This is a genomic window from Amycolatopsis sp. 3B14, from assembly GCF_050958625.1.
Classification (GTDB): domain Bacteria; phylum Actinomycetota; class Actinomycetes; order Mycobacteriales; family Pseudonocardiaceae; genus Amycolatopsis_E; species Amycolatopsis_E thermoflava.
The window spans coordinates 1-22,923 of record NZ_JBHZEN010000049.1 but is presented as its reverse complement, the minus strand read 5'-3'; the positions used below and the strand labels follow the sequence as shown (position 1 = coordinate 22,923).

22 protein-coding genes, 1 tRNA gene and 1 pseudogene are annotated in these 22,923 nt (G+C 72.2%); 11 read left to right on the top strand and 13 right to left on the bottom strand.

The genetic code is table 11. From position 1 onward, the window contains the following. The 3 genes and pseudogenes from ACCP09_RS26610 to ACCP09_RS26600 form a co-directional block, all read right to left on the bottom strand. Positions 1-1,387, bottom strand: a pseudogene (locus ACCP09_RS26610) (transcription-repair coupling factor); the annotation flags it as partial. 55 nt (positions 1,388-1,442) lie between these two features. Further along, on the bottom strand, positions 1,443-2,372 hold the full coding sequence (locus tag ACCP09_RS26605; protein WP_378334063.1) for an LLM class flavin-dependent oxidoreductase: 930 nt from the start codon (positions 2,370-2,372) through the stop codon (positions 1,443-1,445). Positions 2,373-2,424: 52 nt separating this feature from the next. After that, the gene (locus ACCP09_RS26600; protein WP_148085724.1) at positions 2,425-2,613 is read right to left on the bottom strand and encodes a hypothetical protein; all 189 of its coding nucleotides are present in this window, start codon (positions 2,611-2,613) and stop codon (positions 2,425-2,427) included. Positions 2,614-2,662: 49 nt separating this feature from the next. On the opposite strand from ACCP09_RS26600, the gene ACCP09_RS26595 reads away from it, so the two are divergent. Next, entirely contained in the window at positions 2,663-3,427 is a 765-nt protein-coding gene (locus ACCP09_RS26595; protein ID WP_027934027.1) for a helix-turn-helix transcriptional regulator, read from the top strand. On the opposite strand, the gene ACCP09_RS26590 is transcribed toward ACCP09_RS26595, so the two are convergent. Further along, positions 3,417-3,887: a DedA family protein gene (locus ACCP09_RS26590; protein WP_027934026.1), complete on the bottom strand. Its 471-nt coding sequence runs from the start codon at positions 3,885-3,887 to the stop codon at positions 3,417-3,419. The genes ACCP09_RS26595 and ACCP09_RS26590 overlap by 11 nt on opposite strands. Continuing rightward, positions 3,884-4,441 (bottom strand): class I SAM-dependent methyltransferase, encoded by a 558-nt coding sequence (locus ACCP09_RS26585; RefSeq protein ID WP_123684858.1) that lies wholly within the window; start codon positions 4,439-4,441, stop codon positions 3,884-3,886. Before ACCP09_RS26585 ends, ACCP09_RS26590 begins: the two co-directional genes overlap by 4 nt. A 96-nt stretch (positions 4,442-4,537) precedes the next feature. Between ACCP09_RS26585 and ACCP09_RS26580 the strand changes: the two genes are divergently transcribed. Both ACCP09_RS26580 and ACCP09_RS26575 read left to right on the top strand, forming a co-directional pair. Further along, the gene (locus ACCP09_RS26580; RefSeq protein ID WP_433751263.1) at positions 4,538-5,089 is read left to right on the top strand and encodes a GNAT family N-acetyltransferase; all 552 of its coding nucleotides are present in this window, start codon (positions 4,538-4,540) and stop codon (positions 5,087-5,089) included. A 4-nt stretch (positions 5,090-5,093) separates the two neighbouring features. Beyond that, positions 5,094-6,287: a PQQ-dependent sugar dehydrogenase gene (locus ACCP09_RS26575; protein WP_433751260.1), complete on the top strand. Its 1,194-nt coding sequence runs from the start codon at positions 5,094-5,096 to the stop codon at positions 6,285-6,287. Here the strand turns inward: ACCP09_RS26575 and ACCP09_RS26570 are convergent. Then, positions 6,271-7,650 (bottom strand): amino acid permease, encoded by a 1,380-nt coding sequence (locus ACCP09_RS26570; RefSeq protein ID WP_027934023.1) that lies wholly within the window; start codon positions 7,648-7,650, stop codon positions 6,271-6,273. The genes ACCP09_RS26575 and ACCP09_RS26570 overlap by 17 nt on opposite strands. Before the next feature lie 101 nt (positions 7,651-7,751). Here ACCP09_RS26570 and ACCP09_RS26565 point away from each other — a divergent pair, with 101 nt between their 5' ends. Together ACCP09_RS26565 and ACCP09_RS26560 are read left to right on the top strand one after the other, a co-directional pair. Beyond that, on the top strand, positions 7,752-8,318 hold the full coding sequence (locus tag ACCP09_RS26565) for a PadR family transcriptional regulator (protein ID WP_378362966.1): 567 nt from the start codon (positions 7,752-7,754) through the stop codon (positions 8,316-8,318). A gap of 1 nt (position 8,319) precedes the next feature. Further along, the gene (locus ACCP09_RS26560) at positions 8,320-9,261 is read left to right on the top strand and encodes a hypothetical protein (RefSeq protein WP_433751256.1); all 942 of its coding nucleotides are present in this window, start codon (positions 8,320-8,322) and stop codon (positions 9,259-9,261) included. On the opposite strand, the gene ACCP09_RS26555 is transcribed toward ACCP09_RS26560, so the two are convergent. The 3 genes from ACCP09_RS26555 to ACCP09_RS26545 all read right to left on the bottom strand — a co-directional run bounded on the left by ACCP09_RS26555 (position 9,251) and on the right by ACCP09_RS26545 (position 11,235). Then, complete coding sequence (locus ACCP09_RS26555; protein WP_433751253.1) at positions 9,251-10,462, bottom strand: cytochrome P450; 1,212 nt, start codon at positions 10,460-10,462, stop codon at positions 9,251-9,253. The genes ACCP09_RS26560 and ACCP09_RS26555 overlap by 11 nt on opposite strands. A gap of 81 nt (positions 10,463-10,543) precedes the next feature. Then, positions 10,544-10,900, bottom strand: a complete 357-nt coding sequence (locus tag ACCP09_RS26550) for a DMT family transporter (protein ID WP_433751250.1) — start codon at positions 10,898-10,900, stop codon at positions 10,544-10,546. Further along, the gene (locus ACCP09_RS26545) at positions 10,900-11,235 is read right to left on the bottom strand and encodes an SMR family transporter (RefSeq protein ID WP_231960727.1); all 336 of its coding nucleotides are present in this window, start codon (positions 11,233-11,235) and stop codon (positions 10,900-10,902) included. Before ACCP09_RS26545 ends, ACCP09_RS26550 begins: the two co-directional genes overlap by 1 nt. 90 nt (positions 11,236-11,325) lie before the next feature. On the opposite strand from ACCP09_RS26545, the gene ACCP09_RS26540 reads away from it, so the two are divergent. After that, positions 11,326-11,685, top strand: a complete 360-nt coding sequence (locus tag ACCP09_RS26540) for a MerR family transcriptional regulator (protein ID WP_123684851.1) — start codon at positions 11,326-11,328, stop codon at positions 11,683-11,685. Between the two features lie 41 nt (positions 11,686-11,726). Here the strand turns inward: ACCP09_RS26540 and ACCP09_RS26535 are convergent, their stop codons facing one another. From ACCP09_RS26535 to ACCP09_RS26525, 3 genes are all read right to left on the bottom strand, one after another. Further along, positions 11,727-14,591: an AfsR/SARP family transcriptional regulator gene (locus ACCP09_RS26535; protein ID WP_433751246.1), complete on the bottom strand. Its 2,865-nt coding sequence runs from the start codon at positions 14,589-14,591 to the stop codon at positions 11,727-11,729. 56 nt (positions 14,592-14,647) lie between these two features. Then, positions 14,648-15,241, bottom strand: a complete 594-nt coding sequence (locus ACCP09_RS26530; protein ID WP_017984892.1) for a TetR/AcrR family transcriptional regulator — start codon at positions 15,239-15,241, stop codon at positions 14,648-14,650. A gap of 81 nt (positions 15,242-15,322) precedes the next feature. After that, positions 15,323-16,249 (bottom strand): acyl-CoA desaturase, encoded by a 927-nt coding sequence (locus ACCP09_RS26525; protein ID WP_378334054.1) that lies wholly within the window; start codon positions 16,247-16,249, stop codon positions 15,323-15,325. Between the two features lie 183 nt (positions 16,250-16,432). Here ACCP09_RS26525 and ACCP09_RS26520 point away from each other — a divergent pair. The 5 genes from ACCP09_RS26520 (at position 16,433) to ACCP09_RS26500 (ending at position 21,705) form a co-directional block, all read left to right on the top strand. Further along, positions 16,433-16,504, top strand: a tRNA-Gln gene (locus ACCP09_RS26520). Between the two features lie 139 nt (positions 16,505-16,643). After that, on the top strand, positions 16,644-18,284 hold the full coding sequence (locus ACCP09_RS26515) for a GGDEF domain-containing protein (RefSeq protein ID WP_027934015.1): 1,641 nt from the start codon (positions 16,644-16,646) through the stop codon (positions 18,282-18,284). A 44-nt stretch (positions 18,285-18,328) separates the two neighbouring features. Beyond that, complete coding sequence (glmU, locus tag ACCP09_RS26510) at positions 18,329-19,810, top strand: bifunctional UDP-N-acetylglucosamine diphosphorylase/glucosamine-1-phosphate N-acetyltransferase GlmU (RefSeq protein WP_027934014.1); 1,482 nt, start codon at positions 18,329-18,331, stop codon at positions 19,808-19,810. Next, positions 19,800-20,780 carry a ribose-phosphate diphosphokinase gene (locus ACCP09_RS26505; protein WP_027934013.1) on the top strand — a complete coding sequence of 327 codons (981 nt, stop codon included), beginning with the start codon at positions 19,800-19,802 and terminating at the stop codon, positions 20,778-20,780. The genes glmU and ACCP09_RS26505 overlap by 11 nt, the downstream gene beginning before the upstream one ends. Positions 20,781-20,853: 73 nt before the next feature. After that, on the top strand, positions 20,854-21,705 hold the full coding sequence (locus ACCP09_RS26500; RefSeq protein ID WP_433751240.1) for a TIGR03621 family F420-dependent LLM class oxidoreductase: 852 nt from the start codon (positions 20,854-20,856) through the stop codon (positions 21,703-21,705). Here the strand turns inward: ACCP09_RS26500 and ACCP09_RS26495 are convergent. Next, positions 21,694-22,683: a hypothetical protein gene (locus ACCP09_RS26495; RefSeq protein WP_433751237.1), complete on the bottom strand. Its 990-nt coding sequence runs from the start codon at positions 22,681-22,683 to the stop codon at positions 21,694-21,696. The two genes, ACCP09_RS26500 and ACCP09_RS26495, sit on opposite strands and share 12 nt — an antisense overlap. Positions 22,684-22,923: the final 240 nt, after the last annotated feature.

Genomic DNA, 22,923 nt, shown 5'->3' with positions numbered 1-22,923 from the left:
GCCGCAGCTCGGGAGCGACGAACCCCTCGGCGAGGCCACCGCACGCGACCGTGACGATGCCCGGCGCGGGCTGGTCGAGCAAGCCGTCCGCGGCGTGGGTCGCGGAGATCCCGGCCGTGGACAGCTGCTCCACCGCGCGGGCGGCGGTGCCGTGCCCGGCCACCACGAGCACCGCGGTGCCGTCCGCCGCCAGGTGCGCCCGCAGGTCGGCGACCGCGCGCTCCAGGTCACCGCGGTAGGCGGGCGAGGCCTCCACGCCGATGCGGATGACGTCGGCGTCCTCGCTGGTCAGCTGCGACAGCGTCCACCACGGACGGCCGGTCTCGCCGGCGTGCTTGGCGACCTCTTCGAGGTTGCGGTACGCCGACGCGCCCAGGTCGATCGGCGCCTGACCTCCCCCGGCGGCAGACATCCAGGACGCTTCCAGGAACTCCTGCCCGGTGCGCACCAGGTCGGCGGCGCGGGCGCGGATCTTCTCCGGGTCGGCCAGCACGACGTGCGTGCCCTCCGGCATCGCGTCGGTGAGCAGCTCCAGCTCGCCCTCGCACAGCACCGGGATGAGGGCCTCCATGCCCTCGACCGGGATGCCGCCGGCGAGCTTGGTGAGCATCTCGGCCAGCTGCGCGTCGGCCTCGTACTGCTCGGCCAGCTCGCCGGCGCGGGCCTTCACGTCCGGCGTGAGCAGCAGCTCCCGGCACGGCGGGGCGTAGACGGAGGACAACTCGCCGGGCAGCGACCGCTGGTCCGACACCGCGAACGCGCGGACCTCGCTGACCTCGTCGCCCCAGAACTCGACCCGGTACGGGTGGTCGGCCGTCGGCGGGAAGATGTCCAGGATGCCGCCGCGGACGGCGAACTCGCCGCGCTTCTCGACCATGTCCACGCGCGTGTAGGCCAGCTCGACCAGCCGCTCCAGCAGCGGCTCGAACTCCTCCTCCTCGCCGACGCGCAGCTCGACCGGCGCGAGGCTGCCGAGCCCCGGCGCCATCGGCTGGATCAGGCTGCGGACCGTGGCCACCACCACGCGCGGGGCGCGGTCGGTGTGCAGGCGGTGCAGCACGTCCAGGCGGCGGCCGACGGTGTCCGCGCGCGGGGACAGGCGTTCGTGCGGCAGCGTCTCCCAGGACGGGAAGTCGGCCACCGCGTCGGCGCCGATCAGGCTCGCGAGCGCGGCCGTCAGCTCCTCGGCCTCGCGGCCGGTGGCGGTGACGGCCAGCACCGGGCGGCCCGCCCCGGCGTCGGACGCCAGCGCGGCGACCACCAGCTGGCGGGTGGCCGTGGCGCCGGAGAGTTCCAGCAGGGGCGCGCCGGCCCGCTCGATCACCGCGCGCAGGGCGGGGTCGGGCAGGACGGCGGAGAGCAGGCCGGACAACTGCGGGTCGGACACGAAAACGATCTCCCTGGAGCACGCGGGCACACCCCTGCCCGGGCTGGCGGAGGGATCAGGGGCTCTCGTGTTCCAGGGTACGTCGCAGGGGCGACAAAATTTCGGCGAGTCCCGCGAGCTGGTGGTCGATCTCGCGCGGATCGAGCGCCGCGATGCGCAGCAGGATGTGCCGGGCCCCGGCCTCGGCGAAGCGCCTGAGCTGGGCGATCACCTCGTCCGGGCCGCCGGTGATCATCACCTGGATCTTTCCCACCCAGTCGAGTGGCGCCTGGTAGGTGGCCTGGCAGTACTCCTCCAGCGCCGCCGTCCCCCCGCCGAGGTGGACGGTCGCGAAGAGGGCGGGCGTGACGTCGCGGCCCTGCTCGCGGATGGTGGCCAGGCCGCTCGCGTAGTCGGCCGGGTCGGGCGGGTACGGCAGCCAGCCGTCGTACAGTTTCCCGGCGCGGCGCAGCGCGGCCGGGGTGATGCCGCCGAGCCAGACCGGCGGGCCGCCGGGCTGGGCGGGGCGCGGCACCTCGGGCAGCCAGTCGTAGTGCAGGACCTTGCCGTGGAAGGACTCCGGGTGGCCGGTCCACAGCTGCTTCCACAGCGCCACGGTGTCGTCGAGGTACGAGAAGCGGGTCTTGAAGTCCACGCCGACCAGGTCGAACTCGTGCTCGCTGCGGCCCGGGAACCCGGCGCCGACGCCGATGATCAGCCGTCCGCCGGAGACGAGGTCGAGCGAGGAGATCGTGAGGGCGGCCTGCGCCGGGTGGCGGTAGGCGGGGATGAGGGTCGCGGTGCCGAGCCGCACGGTTTCGGTGGCCTGCGCGACGGCGGTGAGCAGGGTCAGCGGCTCGACCCTGGCGCGCGACAGCGAGTCGCCCGCCCAGACCGAGTCGAAGCCGAGGCGCTCGGCGCGCACGGCGATGTCCACGATGTCGGTGACCGAGCCGCCGGCCGCGAGCTGGGCCTGCCCGGCGGGCAGGAGTAGTCCGATCTGCATGCGCTCACGGTGTCGCCGGGGCGCGCTGGCAGCAATTCCCGCCCGGGAATGATCAGGCGGGGCCGCCGGGCCCGATCTCGAACGGCTGCCGCACCGGCAGGTCGGGCTGCTCGGTCTCGACGACCTCCACCAGGTCGTCGGGCAGCACGCGCGGCGGCAACTCGCCGAACCGCGCGAACCGGAGGAAGGCCAGCTCTTCGTCGGTGAACCGCTCGGGCACCCGGCACCTCCAGTCGGTCATTCCCCGCCGGGAATGGCGGGCGACGCACCCCCGGTAGTAAGCATGCGGGGTGACGACGGCTTTTGGAAGTGCCCTCAAGGACTGGCGCACCCGGCGGCGCCTGTCCCAGCTCGAACTCGCCCTCCGCGCGGGCACGACTCAGCGGCACGTCAGCTTCATGGAGAGCGGCCGGTCGGTGCCGGGACGCGGCATGGTCGTGCGCGTGGCCGAGTCGCTGCAACTGCCGCTGCGCGAACGCAATGCGCTCCTGCTCAGCGCCGGGTACGCCCCGACCTACCCGGAGACCGACCTGTCAGATCCGGCGTTGCGGCCGGTGCTCGACGCGCTGGAGCGGCTCCTCGACGGGCACGAGCCGTACCCGGCGATCGTGGTGGACCGGTTCGGCGACCTGGTCGCGACCAACAAGGCCGCGGACGTCCTCACCGAGGGCGCGGCGCCCGAGCTGCTCGAACCGCCGGTCAACGTGCTGCGCCTGGCCCTGCACCCGCATGGGATGGCGCCGCGCATCGGGAACTTCGACGACTGGGCGCGCCACGTGCTGGAGCGGCCGCGGCAGGAACACGCCAAGGCCCCGCACCCCCGCCACGCCGAACTCCTCGCCGAGCTGGAGGGCTACCTGCCCGGGCCGCCGAACCTGGACGCCGACCACCTCGGGTTCGCCGTGCCGCTGGTCCTGCGCACCTCCCGGGGCGAGATGCGGCTGCTCACCGCGATCACCACGTTCGCCACCGCGGTCGACGTCACGGTGTCGGAGCTGCGCCTGGAGACGTTCCTGCCCGCCGACGACGAGACCGCGCACATCCTCACCCGATGAGCGACCCGCCCGCCTTGCCCACCAGCAGCGCGGCCACCACCCACACCACCGCCGCGGTCATGCTCACCACCAGGAACCGCGGGTACGGCACCGCCGCCGCGCCGGCCACCCGCGGCATCAGCGTCCGTGCCCCGGCGAGGAACCGCGCCGCGAACACCGCCACCACCCCGTACCGCGCGATGCGCGACTCGACCCGGCGCCAGCGGGCCGACCTGATCCGCCGCCCCAGCCTGCGCCCCTCCAGGTAGGCCAGCTGATCGCCGAACACGGCCGCGGCCGCGACGACCGCCATCGCCAGCCACAGGTTCACCGTGCCCTGCCCGGCGAGGAAGCCGACGAGCAGCAGCGTCGACAAAGTGGGCAGCACGATTCCCGGCAGCAGCGCGGTTTCCGCGGCGATCACCGCTGCCGCGACCAGGTAGACCAGCGCGGGCGGGAGGGTGGCGATGGCGTCGATCACGGCGTCACGGCCGCTCGGTGCACGAAGGCGGGCGGCAGGTTGCCCCACACCACCCGGCTGCGGCCGACGAACCCGAACCGCCGGGCCAGCGCGGCCTCGAACCGCCTGGCGGCGGGCAGCCACGCGGCGTGCAGGTAGGCGAAGGTCGCGAACCGCCCACCCGGTACGAGGACCTCGCCAACCTGGTCGAGGACGCGCTCCTGCCGGGCGCGCGGGAACAGCGCCCACGGCAGCCCGGACACCACCACGTCCGCCGTGCGCACGTGCCGGGCCAGGTGCTCGGCCGACCCGGTGATCACCTCGACGCGCTCGTGCCGCTGTGCGAGCGCCTCGGCCAGCCGCGGGTTGACCTCGACCGCGGTCAGCCGCGCGCCGGGACCCAGCCGGGTGAGCAGGGCTTCGGTGAACACCCCGGTGCCGGGCCCGAGTTCGACGACGTGCGCCGCCCGTTCCACGCCGATCCCGGCGACCACGGCCGCCGCCAGGCGCCGGGAGCTGGCCGCGATCGCGCCGGTGTGCGCGGGGGCCCGGAGGAATTCCCTGGTGATGGACATGTCTCCGACGCTAGGAACGCCACCGCCCGGACACCTCGGCATCGCGGCCGCACGTTCTCCTCCTCCAGCAGGAGATCGCCGTGGGACGATCGGGACGTGGAGATCACCACCTGGTACCTGGAGCAGACGGACCCGGCCGCGATCCGGCCGTCCGCGGCGCCGGGCGAGCCGGTCGCCATCACCCGCGCCGAGGTGCCGAGCCCGGAGTTCAACCGCTTCCTCTACACCACCGTCGGCGGCGACTGGCAGTGGACGGACCGGCTCTGCTGGGACCGGCAGCGGTGGCTGGACCTGCTGGCGCAGCCCGGTTACGAGACCTGGGTGGCGTACGTGCGCGGCACGCCGGCCGGGTTCGCCGAACTGGACGGCACCAAGCCGGGCGAGGTGGAACTGGCCTACTTCGGGCTGCTGCCCGCGTTCACCGGCCGCGGGATCGGCGGGCACCTGCTGACCGTGGCGCTGCGGCGGGCGTGGGACCTGCCGGAGCGCCGGCCGGGCGCGGAGCCGATCAGGCGGGTGTGGGTGCACACCTGCACGCTCGACGGGCAGCCCGCCGCGCTGGCCAACTACCAGCGGCGCGGCCTGACGATCTACCGCACGGAAACCCGCGATCAAGACCCGGACTTCACCGGACAACCGGCACAATGATCCCATGCGCCGCATCGGGGCCGTACTGCTCGCCGTCCTGGCCGTCACGGCTTGCTCGTCTTCGCCCGCCCAGGACCTGCCGTCGACCCCGACCACGGTCGCCGCGCCCACCACGGTCAGCGGGCAGAGCCTCGCGCTGAAGGTGGACGTCGTGACCGGCGGGCTGCAGCACGGCTGGGACGTCGGGTTCCTGCCCGGCGGTTCGATACTCGTCACCCAGCGGCCGGGGCGGCTCGCGCTGGTCCGCGGCACCGCGGTCACCCAGGTCCAGGCCGACTTCTCCGATGTGTGGGCGCGTGGCGAGGGCGGTCTGATGGGGATGGTCGTGCACCCGGACTTCGCCGCCACCAGGCAGTTCACCACCTGCCAGACGCACCAGGAGGGCGGCCGCGCGGTCGACATCCGGCTGGTCACCTGGACGCTGTCGGCGGACGAGCACAGCGCGACGAAGGTGCGGGACCTGCTGACCGGGCTGCCGGTCAACCAGAGCGGCCGCCACTCCGGGTGCCGCCCGGAGATCGCCGCGGACGGGGCGCTGCTCGTCGGCACCGGCGACACCGCGCGGCCGGACGTCTCGCAGGACCGGCACAGCCTCGGCGGCAAGGTGCTGCGCATCGACCTGAACACCGGCGCGCCGCTGCCGGACAACCCGTTCATCTCCTCGGCCGACCCGAACGAGCAGCGGATCTACAGCTACGGGCACCGCAACATCCAGGGCGTGGCGGTGCGGCCGGGCACCGGGCAGATCTTCACGGGCGAGCACGGGCCGACGTTCGACGACGAGATCAACCTGATCCGCGCCGGCGGCAACTACGGCTGGGACCCGTCGCAGGGCGGCACCGTCGACTCCTACGACGAGGACGTGCCGATGACCGACCTGCAGCGGTTCCCGGACGCCGTCCGGCCACTGTGGACCTCCGGGGACATCACCGAGGCGATCTGCGGCGCGGCTTTCGTGTCCGGGCCGCAGTGGGGCGCGCTGGACGGCAGGCTCGCCGTGGTGGCGCTCAAGGGCCAGAAGATGCTGATGTTCACGGTGGACCAGGCGGGCGCGGTCACCGAGGTCTACCTGCTGGCCGAGTTCGACGACACGTACGGACGGCTGCGCGCGGTGCGCAGCGGCCCGGACGGCGCCTTGTACGTGACCACCTCGGACGGCAACGACGACAAGCTCCTGCGCATCACGCCCGCTGCTTGACGCGCGACGGCCGGTTGCTCAGCAGGTAGCCCACACCGATGACCACCGCCACGATCGGCGTGACGTAGAGGGCCACCCGGGTGTCCTCGCCGAACCCGAGCAGCACCACGACCAGCGCGAGGAACGCCAACGCGAGGTACCCGGTCCACGGCGCGCCGGGCATGCGGAACTCCGAGGCGGGCAGCTCGCCGCGGTCGCTGCGGCGGCGGTAGACCAGCTGGCACACCACGATCACGCCCCACGTCCACAGCACCCCGACGGTGGCGACGCTGGTGATGTAGGCGAACGCCTTCTCCGGCACGACCGCGTTGATCAGGATGCCGGCCGCCATGACGATCGCCGACGCCGTGATGCTCGCCGCGGGCACCTGCCGCTTCGACAGCTTGCCGAACGCGGCGGGCGCCGACCGGTGCACGGCGAGGGTGCGCAGCATCCGGCCGGTCGAGTAGATGCCCGAGTTGCACGACGACAGCGCCGCGGTCAGCACGACGAACTGGATGATCCCGGCGGCACCGTGGATGCCGACCGCGTCGAAGGCCCGCACGAACGGGCTCTCGCCGTCGTGGAACTCGGTCCACGGCACCAGCGACAGCAGCACCACCAGCGCGCCGACGTAGAACACCCCGATCCGCACCATGACGCTGTTGATCGCCTTCGGCAGCACGACCCGCGGGTTCTCCGCCTCGCCCGCGGTCAGCCCGATCAGCTCGACGCCGAGGTAGGCGAACATGACGCTCTGCAGCGCAAGCAGCGCGCTGCCCGCGCCGTGCGGCAGGAACCCGCCGTCGCTGACCAGGTGCGCGAACGTGGCGTGCTCCCCGGCGGGCCCGATGCCGAACACGATGACCGCGAGGCCGAGCACGATCGCCCCGACGATCGTCACCACCTTGATCATCGAGAACCAGAACTCGAACTCGCCGAACACCTTGACCGAGATCAGGTTGGCCAGGAACAACAGCCCGAGCACGACCGCCGCGGTGACCCACTGCGGGATGTCCGGGAACCAGTACTGCACGTAGATCCCGGCCGCGGTGATCTCGGCCATCGCGGTGACCACCCACATCAGCCAGTAGACCCAGCCGGTGGCGAACCCGGCGAAGCGGCCGACGAACTCCTCGGCGTAGTCGACGAAACTGCGCGACACCGGCCGGTACATCAGCAGCTCGCCGAGCGCGCGCATGATCAGGAAGATGACCACGCCCGCGACGGCGTAGGAGGCGATCAGCGCCGGCCCGGACGTCTCGATCGCCGCACCCGCCCCGAGGAACAGGCCCGTCCCGATCGCGCCGCCGATCGCCATCATGCTGATCTGGCGGTTCTTCAGGCCCCTGGCGTAACCCTCGTCGGTTCCCTGGTCGCTCATACCCCTCCCGTCCACGGCTGGTCCAGACCCTAACGACGGGGTCCGCGGGCGGAAGCTTGGGGCGGTTTGGAATGGTCGAGTTCTGATGGTAGATTTCGACTATGCCACGTCGCGCGCTGGAGAACCCGCTGGTCCTGGCGGTACTCGGCCTCCTGCTGGAGTCGCCGATGCACCCGTACCAGGTCTTCACGGAGTTGCGTGCCCGCAGCGCGAGCGCCATCAACCGGGGCACGCTGTACGACGTCGTGGAGGCGCTGGCCGCGGCGGAGTGGATCGCCCCGCAGGGCACCGAACGCAGCGGCAACCGCCCGGAACGGACCGTCTACGCGCTCACCGACTCCGGCCGCGACGAGTTGGTGCGCAGGCTGGACAGCCGGATCCGTGAGCCGAAGCGGGAGTTCCCCGAGTTCCTGGGCGCGATCGCGTACGTCGGGGCGCTGGGGCCGGACGGCGCCGTCGCCGCACTGACCGAGCGCGCGCAGCGGTTGTCCGAACGCGCCGACGCCGACCAGGAGCGGCTGACCGCGGTGCTGGAGAGCGGCGTGCCGCGCCTGCACGTCATCGAAGCCGAGTACGCGCTCCACCAGACCCGCGCGGAGATCGCGTGGGTGGAAAGCCTCGTCGCCGAGATCCGTGGCGGCGCCCTGACCTGGCCCGGAAAGGACTGACATGCTCTTCGGCATCTACCCCGGCGGTGTCACCGGGACCGACTCCGGTGAACTGGCGGGCGGACCGCCCGACGACCCGGCGCGGATCCGGGAAGCGCTCACCGCACTGCAGGGCGAAGGCCCGTTCCTCGTCCGCGCCTACCTCGGGTTCGACGACTCCACTTCGGACGGTCCACACGAGACACTGGCGCCGGCGGACGCCGCGCGGTACACCGGCGACGGCCGCGTGCTGGACCTCGTCGCGCAGTACCAGTCCGCGAGCGGCGACGTGGACGGCTACCGCGCGTTCGTGCGGCGGCTGGTGGATCAGTACGGCGCGGTGACCGGCACGCTGCAGATCGCGGAGGAGCCGAACGTGCCGGGCAACCCGACGCTCGACGGCTACTACCCGCGCGTGATCGAGGCGATCGTGGCCGGGGTCGCCGCGGCCAGGGAGCGGGCGGCCGAACTCGGGCACGATCTGCGGGTCGGCTTCAACACCACACCGCTGTTCGGGCCGGGCGCGTCGTTCATCGCGGACCTGGCGAAGGCGGGCGGCGCGGAGTTCGTACGCCAGGTGGACTACGTGGGCCTGGACTTCTTCCCGGACGTCTTCCGGCCGGTCGCGGCGGCGGAGCTGCCCGCGGCGGTGGCCGGGCTGCTGCGCCACCACCGCGATAACGTCCTGGCGCCGGCCGGGTTCGGCGATGTCCCGCTGCACATCACCGAGCACGGCTGGCCGACCGGCCCCGGGCGCTCCGCCGAGCGGCAGGCCGAAGTGGTGGAGGCCGTCGTCCGCGCCGCCGCGGACGCGGGCGTGAGCTGGTACACCCACTTCGCCCTGCGCGACGCGGACAGCGCGAACCCCGGCCTGTTCCACCAGTTCGGCCTGCTGCGGGACGACTACACCGCCAAGCCCGCCTTCGACACCCACCGGAAGCTGATCGCCGAGTTCACCAGGTGACCGGCAGTTCGTGCACGCCGTAGATGTTCATGTCGGTCCGCAGCCGCACCTCGTCCGCCGGGATGGCGAGCCGGAGGTCCGGGAAGCGGCGCAGCAGCCCGGCGAACCCGGCACGCATCTCCAGCCGGGCCAGCTGCTGGCCGAGGCACTGGTGGACGCCGTGGCCGAAGGCCATGTGCCCGCGGGCGTTGCGGTGCACGTCCAGCGCGTCCGGCTCGTCGAAGCGCCGCGGGTCGCGGTTGGCGGACAGCAGCGAGACGACGACGGTCGACCCCTTGGGGATCGTTTCGCCGCCGACTTCGATGTCCTCGGTGGCGTAGCGGTAGAAGACGTCGGCGACGGTCAGGTAGCGCAGGAGTTCCTCGACCGCGCCCGGCACCAGCTCCGGGTTCGCACGCAGCTCGGCCATCTGCTCGGGGTGCTCCAGCAGCGCGAACGTGCCCAGCCCCAGCATGTTCGCCGTGGTCTCGTGCCCGGCGAGCAGCAGCAGGAACGCGATCCCGGCCAGCTCCTCGATGCTGAGGTCGTCCTGGCGGGCCAGGTCGGACAGGATGTCCTCGCCCGGTTCGGCGCGCTTGCGGGTGACCAGCTCGGCCAGGTACCCGTTGAGCGCGCCGACGACGGCGATCTTCTCCTCCAGTTCGATGTCCTTGAGCATGAACCGCGCGGCGTTGTGCTGGAAGGTTTCCCGGTCCTCGTACGGGACGCCGAGCAGCTCGCAGATCACCAGCGACGGCACCGGCAGCGCGAACTCCTTGACCAGGTCGACCGGCGGGGTGAGCCGCGCCATCTCGGCCAGGTGCCGCTCGGCGATCTCGTTGATGTGCTCTTCGAGCTGCTTCATGCGCTTGACCGTGAAGGCGCCGGTGAGCCTGCGCCGCAGCCGCGTGTGGTCCGGCGGGTCCATCGAGATGAACAGGCCGGGCATCTGCGGGGACGGCTCGGTGGGGGCAGGCATGCCCGGGGTCAGGTACGGCACGTGGATGATGTCGAGGTCGAGGCGGGAGCTGAACCGGGTGTCGGCGAGCACCTGCCGGACCTCGTCGTAGCCGGTGACCAGCCGGCCCTCGTGGCCGTCGGGGAAGACCAGCGGGCAGACCGGGCGGGACTCGCGCAGCCGGGTGAACCCGGTGGGCGGGTCGAAGGGACCGGCGTCGCGGTCGGTGGGGAGTCCGTTCGGGATGGGAACCGTCTGAGTCACCGGAGATCCTTTCGTGGCGGTCGCTGGACCCACCATCACGGCCGGCGCTGACACCCGGCTGACACGGCTCTGACACGACCATCACGTGCGCGGGCGGTCGGCGAGCTTGAGCCACACGACGCCGGCGATGATCACCGTGAGCCACAGCGCCTTGGCCAGGGTGAGGGTCTCGTCGAAGAACACCGGACCGAGCACGGCGGCTCCGGCGGCGCCGATGCCGGCCCAGACCGCGTAACCGATGCCCACGTCGATGGTGCGCAGGGCGAGGCTGAGCGCGAAGAGCGTGAGCAGGAAGAAGACGACCGCGACGAGCGACCAGGAGAGCACGGTGAAGCCCTGGCTGCCGCCGACGGACAGGGCGTAGCCGACTTCGAAGGCGCCGGCGAGCAGGAGGACGGGCCAGGCGGCGGCGGGTGCGGTGGACGTGCGGCGCGCCATCACGCGGCTCCGCTCAGCTGGAGGCCGACGACGCCGGCGATGACGGCGGCGATGCCGAGCACCTTGCGCCAGTCGAGGCGCTGGCCGAACAGGACGACGCCGAGGACGACGATCCCGACGCCTGCGACGGAGGTCCAGATCGCGTAGCCGACACCGACGTCGAAGGTCAGCAGCGCCAGGCTGAGGAGGTAGGTGGCGATGCCCCCGCTGACCAGCGTGGCGGCGGTCCAGGCGGGCCGGGTGAAGCCCTGGGCCTTGCCAGCGGAGACGGCTACCGTGATCTCGAAGACGACGGCGATGCCGAGGTAGAGCCAATGCACGGAAGTCCCTTTCACGGAGTTTGGCTGGTGCACCGCACATCGTGAAACTTCACACCGGTGTCAATTGCAAGAATGGGGAGCGGCGGAGCGTCTGGAGGAGGGCTCATGCGCATCGGTGAGCTGGCGGAAGCCACCGGGGTCAGCACGCGGTCCCTGCGGTACTACGAGGAACAGGGGCTCATCCGATCGTCACGCACGCCCGGCGGGTGGCGCGACTTCGACAGCTCGATGGTCGAGCGGGTCGTCCTGATCCAGCACCTGTTCGCCGCCGGCCTGTGCAGCGCCACGATCAACGAACTGCTCCCCTGCCTGGAAGCCCCGCCCGAGGAGCGCACGGGCGTGCTGGAGGAGCTGCTCGCCCAGCAAGCCGAGCGCCTGGAAGCCAAGCGGCGCGACATCGAGCGCGAGCTGGACATCCTGCGGGCGCTGCGCAAGGAGACGGCTCTGCCCGGCCACGCCGCCTGATCAGCGGCTCGGCGTGCCCGGGCCCGTTCCACGCCATCCGATCAACGACCCGGCACCTCACACGCCGCCAAACCCGCACCCGCTCGCACCCGTTCCACATGATCACCCGACGTCCTGGCCAGCACCACCTCGAACTGCTCCCGCGCCGCCGACACGTCCGCGACCGCGAGCAGGCTCGCGCCCAGCCGGTTGCGGATCTCCAGTTCCAGCTGCGGCCGGGTCCGCTCGCTGACCAGCGCGAACGCGCGCCGCTGCAGTTCCAGCGCCGCCTCCGCGTTGCCGAGCCCGGACTCGGCCGCGCCCCACATCGACAGGCAGTCGGCGGTCAACGCGATGTCGCCGGCCTCCTCGGCGGCGCATGCGGCCCGGCGCAACGCGCCGACGGCGTCCGCGTGCCGCCCGACCGCCAGGTGGAACTTCCCCAGGCTGCCCACCGCCATCGCCACCGCCCGCGGCCGCCCGATCTTCTCGCCGAACGCGACCCCCTGCTCCAGGCAGGCGCGGGCCTCGTCGAACCGGCCGAGCCGCAGGTGGGTCAGCCCGATGTTGGCGATCGCCATCCCGCACAGGAACGGGTCGTCCAGCCTGCGCCCCAGCTCGTGCGCCTCGTGCAGCAGGGCGAGCGCCTCGCCGGTGTCGCCGCACGCCACCGCTAGCGTGCCGAGGCCGCCGAGCGCGCGGGCCTCCTCCCGGCGGTCCCCGGCCTGCCTGCTGATCCGCAGCGCCTCGTGCAACCACGGACGGCACCGCTCGTAGCGGCCCTGCATCCCCTCCGCGACCCCGAACCCGAACCGCAGCGCGGACCGCATCCGCCGGTCGGAGCACTGCTCGGCGAGCGGGAGCGCGATCTCCAGCGCCGCGCGGCACTCGTCGTAGCGGCCCTGCCGGACCAGGTACTCGACGAGCCCCTCGGCGATCCAGCACGCGTAGTCCGCTTCCCCGGATTCCGCCGCATAGCGGACGACGTCCGGCAGCTCGCCACCTGCCGAGTCGAGCCAGCCCGCCGCGTCCGCCCAGCCGGTGAACGGCACGTCGTCCACCGGCGGGCCGCTCGACGGGTCGTGAACGCCCCAGTCGCTCGCGATCCGCGCGGCGACCGCGTACAGCCGCAGCACCCCGGCCCTCGCCGCGGGCTCGTCCGCGCCCAGCCGCCGCGCGTACACCGCGACCAGGTCGTGCAAGCGGTAGCGGCCCGGGGCCGGCTGCAGCAGCAGGCTCGCGTCCACCAGGCGTTCCAGCGAATCCTCCGCCACCGGTTCGGGGAGCCCGAGCATCGCGGCCACCGCCCGCGCGTCGAACTCGACCGTCGGCACCAGCCCGAGCACCCGGAACGTCCGCTGCTCCGCCGCCGCGAGCTGGTGAAAGGACAACCGCAGCGCCGCCTCGACGCCGTGGTCCTCGGCGGTGAGCTCGCCCAGCCTGCGCTCGTCGTCGGCGAGCCGCCCCACCAGGTACTCGAAGGTCCACATCGGACGGTTCTGCATCCGGGCGCCCGCGATCCGCAGCGCCAGCGGCAACCCGCCACACAACCGGACCAGCTCGCGCACCGCGCCGGGCTCCCGGCCGACCCGCCCGGCGCCGACGACCCGGCGCAGGAGCCCTTCCGCGGCAACGGCGTCGAGCACGTCGAGCGACACCCTGCGGTCGGCGGGCAACCCGGTCAGCCGCTGCCTGCTCGTGACCAGCACCGTGCTGCCCGCGCCGGAGGGCAGCAGCGGCCGCACCTGCTCGGCGCTCTTCGCGTCGTCGAGCACCAGCAACAGCCGCGACGACGCGGTCGCCGACCGCCAGGTCGCGGCCAGCTCGTCGACGTCCGGCCCGATCGGACCGGTGTCGACGCCGATCGCGCGCAGCAGCCGGGCCAGCGCGTGCGCCGGGCGCAGCGGCTCGTGCCCCTCGGTGTGCCCGTGCAGGTCCAGGTGCAGGCAGCCGTCCGGGAAGCCGGGGCGCAGCACGTGCGCGGCGCGGAGGGCGAGCGCGCTCTTGCCCGCGCCCGCGACGCCGTCGACCGCGATGACGGTCACCAGCTCCGGGTCGCCCGGTTCGACGAGCCGCGCCAGTTCTTCCGCACGCCCGGCGAGTTCGCCGCTGTCCGCGGGCAACTCGTTGCGGGGCGGGCGTTTGCGGGTGACACCGAGCGCGGCGTCATCACCCCGCAGCACCGCCTGCTGCACCCGGCGCAGTTCGGCGCCCGGCTCCACGCCGAGGTCGTCAACGAGGCGGCGGCGCAGCCCGGTGAACACGGCCAGCGCGTCCGCCCGTCGCCCCGCCGCGTACAGCGCACGCATCAGCAGCGCGGCCAGCTCCTCGTGGTGCGGGTGGACCCCGGCGAGCGCGGACAGCTCGTCGATCACCTCGCCGTGCCGTCCCAGGCGCAGCTGCCACCCGGCCTTCCCGAGCTGCAGCGCGATGCGGCGTTCGGTGAGCCGCAGCCGGTGCCCGTCGAGGAAGGGGCCGGGCAACCCGGTGAGCGGCTCACCGTCGAACAGGTCCAGCGCGTCCGCGGCGGCGCGCACCGCGACGGCGAGGTCACCGGCGCGCGCGGCGGCCGCGGCCTCGGCCGCGATCCGGTCCAGGGTCCCGGCGTCCACCTCGGCGGCGGCGCCGACGAACCGGTAGCCGCTGCTGTCGCGGGCGATCACGGCGTCCGCGGGCTCGTCTTCACCCGCACGCAGGCACTTGCGCAACCGGTGGACGTAGACCGGCACCACGCGACGGCCGGTGCCCGGCGGTTCGAGGCCCCACACGTCGTCGAGGAGCTCACCGGCGCCGACCACCACGTCCGGGCGCAACACGAGCGCGGCGAGCAGGGCCTTCTGCCGGACCGGGCCCAGGTCGAGGGGCTGATCGCCGCGCCAGGCCCGGAGCGGGCCGAGCACACTCAGCCGGAGCCGGCCCCCACTCACCACACCGCCCCCAACGCCGTGCTGTCGACTCGTGGCGCAGTGTAGCGGGAATCCGGTCAGTTCAGGCGCAGTTTCGGCTTGTGCTCCAGGTGCGAGAGCCCGTTCCAGGCCAGGTTGACCAGGTGCGCGGCCACCTCGTCGCGCTTGGGGCGGCGGGCGTCGAGCCACCACTGCCCGGTGAGCGCGACCATCCCGACCAGCGCCTGGGCGTAGAGCGGCGCGAGCTTGTCGTCGTACCCGCGTGCGTCGAACTGCTGCGCGAGGATGTGCTCGACCTGCATCGCGATGTCGTTGAGCAGCGTGGAGAACGTGCCGGAGGCGCTGGCCACCGGCGAGTCGCGGACGAGGATGCGGAAGCCGTCGTGCGACTCCTCGACGTAGGCCAGCAGCGCGCTGGCCGCCTGCTCGAGCATCGCCCTGGGGTGCCCACCGTGCAAAGTGGACACCATGCGGTCGAGCAGGGACTGGGTCTCGCGGTCGACGACGACGGCGTAGATGCCTTCCTTGCCGCCGAAGTGCTCGTAGACCACGGGTTTGGAGACGTTCGCCCGGTGGGCGATCTCCTCGATGGAGGTGCCGTCGAAGCCCTTTTCGGCGAAGAGCTTGCGGGCGACGTCGAGCAGTTGCTGCCGGCGTTCCGCGCCCGTCATCCGGACGCGGGGCACCGGCCCCGGAGGCCGCACCCCGGTGGCCTCACGTTTCGCTCGACGTCGTCCCGCCACCCGGAGAGACTATTCGGACGTCAGTCGGGCGAGCCGCTGCGGGGTGGGCCAGCGCACGTTGTGCACCCACCCGAGCTTCTCGAACGCCCAGATCACGCGGGCCGAGATGTCGATCTGCCCGCGCTTGACACCGTGCCGCGCCGAGGTCGGGTCGGCGTGGTGCAGGTTGTGCCAGGACTCGCCGAAGGACAGGATCGCCAGCGGCCAGAAGTTGGCCGACTTGTCGCGCGCGGCGAACGGCCGCTCACCGATCATGTGGCACACCGAGTTGACCGACCACGTCACGTGGTGCAGCACGCAGACCCGGACCAGCCCGGCCCAGAAGAACGCGGTGACCGCGCCCCAGAACGACCAGGTGATCAGGCCGCCGAGCACGGCGGGCAGGACCAGGGTGAGCAGGGTCCACAGCCAGAACAGCTCGTCGACCTTCTTGATCGCCGGGTCCTTCAGCAGGTCCGGGGCGAACCGCTCGGCGTTGCTCTTGTCGCGCTCGAACAGCCAGCCCATGTGCGCGTGCCAGAAGCCCTTGGCGATGGCCAGCGGCGAGGTGCCGAACGCCCACGGCGAGTGCGGGTCGCCGTCGCGGTCGGAGAAGGCGTGGTGGCGCCGGTGGTCGGCGACCCAGGTGATGACCGGGCCCTGCACCGCCATGCTGCCCGCGATCGCCAGCGCGACCCGCAACCACGGCTTGGCCTTGAACGAGCCGTGCGTGAAGTACCGGTGGTACGAAACCGTGATCCCCAGACCGCTGATGACGTAGAAGCCGATGAACAGGCCGACGTCCACCCAGCTCAAGCCCCATCCCCAGGCGAACGGCACGGACACGATGAGCGCGAGCAGCGGCAGGATCACGCCCAGGTAGACGGAGAACTGGACGCCGGGCCCCCGCTGCCCGTCGATGACCGGCTTCGGTCCCTTGGCCTTGGGTGGTTCCATGACCTGAGTGGATGTCATGCGCAACACTTCTTCCTACCTGGGAAAACCTGACAAAGGTCTGCCTTACCTACGTTGCCGTAAGTTACGGTACAGGAGGTTTGCCCCGCTGGGGAGACGCTGAAACGCGGACACAACCCCTGCACTGGCGCGGTTTTTCGACGTCGCTATCCTGACCAGGCACGATCCGCCGTGGTGTAATTGGCAGCACCTCAGATTTTGGTTCTGATAGTTCAGGTTCGAGTCCTGGCGGCGGAGCTGCCGTGCCCTACCCCGACGTGCCCGAAGGGGGTGCGCCACGCTGCAAGGCGAGAGCAGACCGAAGACCAGGCGGCCGGCACTGGCCGAGCTCTCCGATGCCTGGCTGGCCGGGCGCGCCCGGGAACTGATCGCCGCCGTGCAGCACACGGAGCACGGCGAGCAGCTCGAGATCGTCCGGACGATGGACGAGCTCCTCGACGAGGCCCAGCGCCGGGGTGAGCCGGTCCTGGTCTCCCAGCTCCTCCGCGCGGCGTCGCTGGGCAGGCTCGTCACCCGCGGTCTCGCCGCCGAGGCCGAGCCGCTGCTCGACGAGATGCTGGCCCACACCCGCCGCCACGGCCTCGCCTTGTTCCGCGCCGACGCCCACGCGCTGCGCGGCCGCCGCCTGGTGCTGGCCAAGCAGGAGGACGCGGCGCTGACCGAGATCGCCCGCGCGCTGGCGATCCTGGACGATTCGAACACCCCGGACATGCACATGTCGCGCCGGGAGTGGGCCAAGGCCCAGTCCAGCGCGCTGCTGGACTGCTGGATCGTGCTCAACCAGCTGGGCGTGTACGAGGCGGCCGAGGAGGTCATCGCCAGGGCCCACCAGGCCATCCGGGAGACCGCGGGCCCGCACGAGATCACGCTGCAGCTGATGAACCGCATCAAGATGCTGCTGGGCTGGGGCCTGCGGCTGGAGCGGGTCGCGCGGCACGAGGAGGCGGCCGCGAAGTTCAGCACGGCGGCCTCGATGGCCGTCGCGGTCGAGGCCCCCTTCGCCGAGTCGCTGTTCCCGCGGAAGATCGGCGTGGCCGCGGTCGACCAGGTGGGCGTGCTGGCGGCCGCCCTCGCGCTGGCCGCGCCGGAACCGGCGCACGTGGACCGGCTGCGGCGGCTGCTGATCGAGCCGGGCTACCCGCACGAGCAGGTCATCGTCACGATCGCGCTGGCCCGTTGCCTGGAGCAGGGAGGCCAGCACGACGACGCGCTCAAGGCGCTGCACGCAACCAAGCTCACCCTCGCCGAGGACAACTCGATGCCGTCGATGAACCTGCACCTGATGCGGGAGATCGCGCGGCTGGACAGCGACGCCGACAGCGAGTCGTCTCGGGCGCTGGCGGAGTACTCGGCCGCGCTTGAGGTCGAGCTGTGGCACATGCGGGAGTCGCAGCTGGCGACCCTGGACACGCGCCGCGAGCACGAGCGGCTCTCCGCGCAGCACGGCGCGATCAGCCAGCAGGCGCTGCAGGACCCGCTGACCGGCCTGCCCAACCGCCGCGCGCTGGACGAGCACCTGCGCACGCTGTCCGCCTCGACCACGGCCCAGCCGCTCGCGGTCGCGCTGATCGACCTGGACGGCTTCAAGGGCGTCAACGACCAGCACTCGCACGCCGAGGGCGACGACGTGCTGCGCGTGGTCGCCTCGACCCTGCGGGACGCGTTGCGCGGTGACGACATCGTGGCCCGCTACGGCGGGGACGAGTTCGTCGCGTTGCTGCCCGGCGCGCCGGTGTCCGCGGCCAAGCAGGCGCTGGGCCGGGCGGTCACCGCGGTCGACTCGCTGCCCCACCACCTGTCACACGGGGTCACCCTGTCGGTGGGGCTGGTGTCGCTGCGCCCGCAGGAGCGGGCCGACCAGGTGCTCGCCCGCGCCGACGCCGCGATGTACCAGGCGAAACGCGGCGGCGGGAACCAGGTCGCGACCGCCCAGTCGACGGCGGGCGAGTCCCTTATCGCAGAGGCGGAACCCGGCTCCGAGGGCGACCCGCAGCCGGCTGCCAGGCAGGACACGTAGGATCGGGCCCCGCCACCACCCGTTCCGTATTCGTTGGGAGTGCCGTGACCGGCCCGCTGAGCACTGTCATCCTCGCCGCGGGCGAGGGCACCCGGATGCGTTCGAACACCCCGAAGGTCCTGCACCCGCTGGCCGGGAGGCCGCTGGTCGAGCACGCCGTCCGGGCCGCAGCCGGGCTTTCGCCGGACCACCTGGTCGTCGTCGTCGGGCACGGCCGGGAGGCCGTCGCCGAGCACCTCGGCAAGGTCGGCGAGGCGCTCGGGCGGCCCGTCGCGACCGCGGTGCAGGAGAAGCAGAACGGCACCGGCGACGCCGTTTCGTGCGCCTTGTCCGTTCTGCCGGAAGGACTTCCGGGCACGGTTCTCGTCAGCTACGGCGACGTCCCGTTGCTGGACACCGAGACGATGGCCGCGCTGCTGGCCGAGCACCGCGAGAACGGCCACGCGGTCACGGTTCTGACGTCCGTGGTCGCCGACCCGACCGGTTACGGCCGGATCGTGCGCGACGCGGCCGGCGCGGTCACCGCGATCGTCGAGCAGAAGGACGCGACGCCGGAGCAGCTGGAGATCGACGAGATCAACTCCGGTGTCTACGCGTTCGACGCGGCCGTGCTGGCCGACGCGCTGACCCGGCTGTCCACCGACAACGCCCAGGGCGAGCTGTACCTGACCGACGTGCTGGCGATCGCCCGCGGTGACGGCCGCGGCGTGGGCGCGCTCGTGGTGGACGACCCGTGGCTGACCGAGGGCGTCAACGACCGCGTCCAGCTCGCCGCGATCGGCGCCGAGCTGAACCGCCGCCTCGTGCAGCGCTGGCAGCGCGAGGGGGTCACCGTCGTCGACCCGGCGTCGGTGTGGCTGGACGTGGACGTCGAACTGGCCCGTGACGTCGTGATCGAGCCGGGTGTGCAGCTCAAGGGCGGCACGAAGGTCGGCGAGGGCGCGGTGATCGGGCCGGACACGACGCTCACCGGCGTCACGGTCGGCGCCGGCGCCCAGGTGGTCCGCGCGCACGGCTACGACGCCGAGATCGGCGCGGGCGCGAGCGTCGGCCCGTTCGCCTACCTGCGGCCGGGCACCAAGCTCGGCGACAAGGGCAAGATCGGCACGTTCGTCGAGACCAAGAACGCCGACATCGGCACCGGCACGAAGGTGCCGCACCTGACCTACGTCGGGGACGCGACGATCGGCGAGTACAGCAACATCGGCGCGTCCAGCGTGTTCGTCAACTACGACGGTGTGCGCAAGCACCACACCACCATCGGTTCGCATGTCAAGACCGGGTCGGACAACATGTTCGTCGCGCCGGTCACCGTTGGTGACGGTGCGTACTCGGGCGCTGGCACTGTGATCAGGCGGAACGTCCCGCCGGGGGCGCTGGCGGTGTCGACTGGACCACAGCGCAATATTGAAGGCTGGGTGCCCCGGCGCAGGCCGGGTACTCCAGCGGCGGAGGCGGCCCAGGCTGCGCTCGCCGCGCAGGAAAACAAGGAAGAGACCGAGCGGGAGTCGTCTGATGAGTCCTAAGTCCGGCACGCCGAAGAAGAACCTGATGCTCTTCTCCGGCCGCGCACACCGGGAACTCGCGGAGGAGGTCGCGCAGCACCTCAACGTGACGATCACCCCGCAGACGGCGCACACGTTCGCCAACGGCGAGCTGTTCGTGCGCTTCGAGGAATCGGTCCGGGGCACGGACGCCTTCGTCATCCAGAGCCACACCAACCCGATCAACGAGTGGGTGATGGAGCAGCTGATCATGGTGGACGCGCTCAAGCGCGCCAGCGCCAAGCGCATCACCGTGGTCATGCCGTTCTACCCGTACGCGCGGCAGGACAAGAAGCACAAGGGCCGCGAGCCGATCTCGGCCCGGCTGATCGCCGACCTGTTCAAGACCGCGGGCGCCGACCGGATCATGACGGTCGACCTGCACACCGCGCAGATCCAGGGCTTCTTCGACGGACCGGTGGACCACCTGTTCGCGCAGACGCTGCTCGCCGACCACATCAAGAAGACCTACGGCAGCGCCGACATCGCCGTGGTCTCGCCGGACTCCGGCCGCGTGCGGCTGGCCGAGAAGTGGGCCGCGCAGCTGGGCGACCGGCCGATCGCGTTCATCCACAAGACGCGTGACCCCGACAAGCCGAACCAGGCGGTGGCCAACCGGGTCGTCGGCCAGGTCGAGGGCAAGCTGTGCATCCTGGTGGACGACATGATCGACACCGGCGGCACGATCGTGAAGGCCACCGACGCGCTGCTCGCCGAGGGCGCCGCGGACGTCGTCATCGCGACCACGCACGGCATCCTGTCCGACCCGGCCACCGAGCGGCTGTCCAACTGCAAGGCGCGCGAGGTCATCGTCACGAACTCGCTGCCGATCGCGCCGGAGAAGCACTTCGCGAACCTGACGGTCCTGTCGATCGCGCCGCTGCTGGCCGAGGCGATCCAGCAGGTGTTCGAGGACGGCTCGGTCACCAGCCTGTTCGACGGCAACGCCTGAGTTCTCCTCACGGGCCCTTCCGCCGCTGGCGAAACCGGCGGCGGAAGGGCCTTTTCGTGCCTAGCGTCAAGGCATGAACGACTACCGCTTCGGTGTTTCCCTGCGGTTCCTGACCGGGCGCGACGACTGGGCGGCCAAGTGCCGTCGCGCCGAGGAGCTGGGCTACGACACCATCACCATCCCCGACCACCTCGGCATGCCCGCGCCGTTCCCGGCGCTGGTCGCCGCCGCGCAGGCGACCGAGCGGGTGCGGGTGGGGCACCTGGTGCTCAACGCGCCCTTCTACAACCCGGTACTGCTGGCGCGGGAGGTCGCCTCGACCGCGCTGCTCACCGGCGGGCGGCTGGACGTCGGGCTCGGATCCGGGCACATGAAGTCCGAGTTCGACGACGCCGGGCTGCGGTTCGCGCCGCCTGCCGAGCGGATCAAGCACCTGGCCCGGACGATCGAGGTGCTGCGGGACCGCCTGGACGACGCGCCGCCGCTGCTGGTCGCGGGCAACAGCGACGGGGTGCTGCGGCTGGCGGCGGAGCACGCGGACATCGTCGGGTTCGCCGGGTTGAAGCACGCGCGCGGCTACCCGCCGGGGACGTTCGACCTGGCCTCCGCCGCGGAGCTGGAGGACCGGGTGGGCTTCGTGCGGTCCGCGACCACTCGGCAGGTGGAGTTCAACATGCTGATCCAGAACGTCGTGGTGGCCGACGATCCGGTGCCCGCGCTGGAGGAGTGGCTGGCCGGGGTGCCGTCGGAACTGGGCTGGTCGGCCACCCGGCTGGTGGATGCGCCGCAGATGCTGGCCGGGACGCCGGAGCAGATCGCGGCGAAGATCCGGGCGATGCGCGAGCGGTACGGGTTCACGTACTTCACGGTGTTCGAGATGGCGATGGAGGAGTTCGCGCCGGTGATCCCGCTGCTACGGGCCTAGCTCGGCGGCGATGTCGCGGTTGAGCGCGCCGGGGTCGACGAGGGCGACGGGTTCGGCGGTCACCGACGGCGCGGCCTGCAGCCTGGTCGCGCCGTCGGTGCGGGGCAGCGTGAACTTGACCGAGCAGGAGACGTCGGCGGCCGTGTCCAGCGGGAGGACGACGTCCCGTGCGCAGGTGCGGGTGCCGAGGGCGTCGGAGGTGACGGCCGAGGTGAGGCTGACGCGCGCGGCCGCCCCGGGAGCCGCGCCGAGCAGGCGGTTGTCGATGCGGACGGTGTCCGTGCAGGCGCCGTTGGCCGTGCAGCGGAGTTCGTGGTCGGTGACCCTGGCGGCGACGACCGGGCCGGCGATGAGGGGTTGGCCGAGTTCGGCCACCCCTTCGTCGAGGCGTTCACGCAGGTCGGGCAGGTGCACGTCGCCGAGGGCGATCTCGTGCGGCCCGAACTGGCCTGCGACGGGCCCGAGGAAGGCGGGCGGGAAGCTGAGCACGCGGTGCGGCGAGGCGGCAGTGACGCGCAGACCGCCGAGGTCGAAGGCCCCGTCCGCCTGGACGGGCAGCACGCCCACCGGCAAGGCGGCCCGCAGCGCGGCGGCCACCACCTGGGGCGCCATGAGCCGCCCGGGGTCGAACGGCACCCCGCGGTCCGCCCTGGTCCACTGGGAGCCGAACCGCTCGGCGCGGGGCGCGGACATGCCCTGCCGCTGCCAGTAGGCCGGGGAGGCGCGGACGTAGAGCGAGCCCCCCACCCGGAGGGCCCGCACGGTGTCGTCCTGCACTGGAACCTGCCCCTCGACGAGCCCGCCCTTGGTCACGGTGAGGGTCGCACCAGGAACCCGATACGCGACGGCGGTCTCCCCGGCGAGGGCCGTGAGCGCCTCGTCGACGGCGGAACGGGGATCCGGCGAGGCGGGCCGCTGGGGAGCCTCACAGGCGACGAGCAGGACGAGGACGAGCACCGCGAGACCGCGCAGGCGCATCCGGACCCCTCGCTCACCGCTGGAACGGCCAGTTCGTGAATGAGACGAACTTTCAGGTTCCGGAGTTCCTAGCGGCGCGGCCTGTCATCCGATCGGTTTACACAGAAGCCCCAACCGCAAGCCGGCAACGCAAGAAGACCGACCACCCCAACCAGACCTCCCCCGCCCCCGATCCACAGCCGATCTTTAGTCGCCGACCAGGCGTGTCAAGGTACTCTTTCCCGCCTTGACACGGCTGCT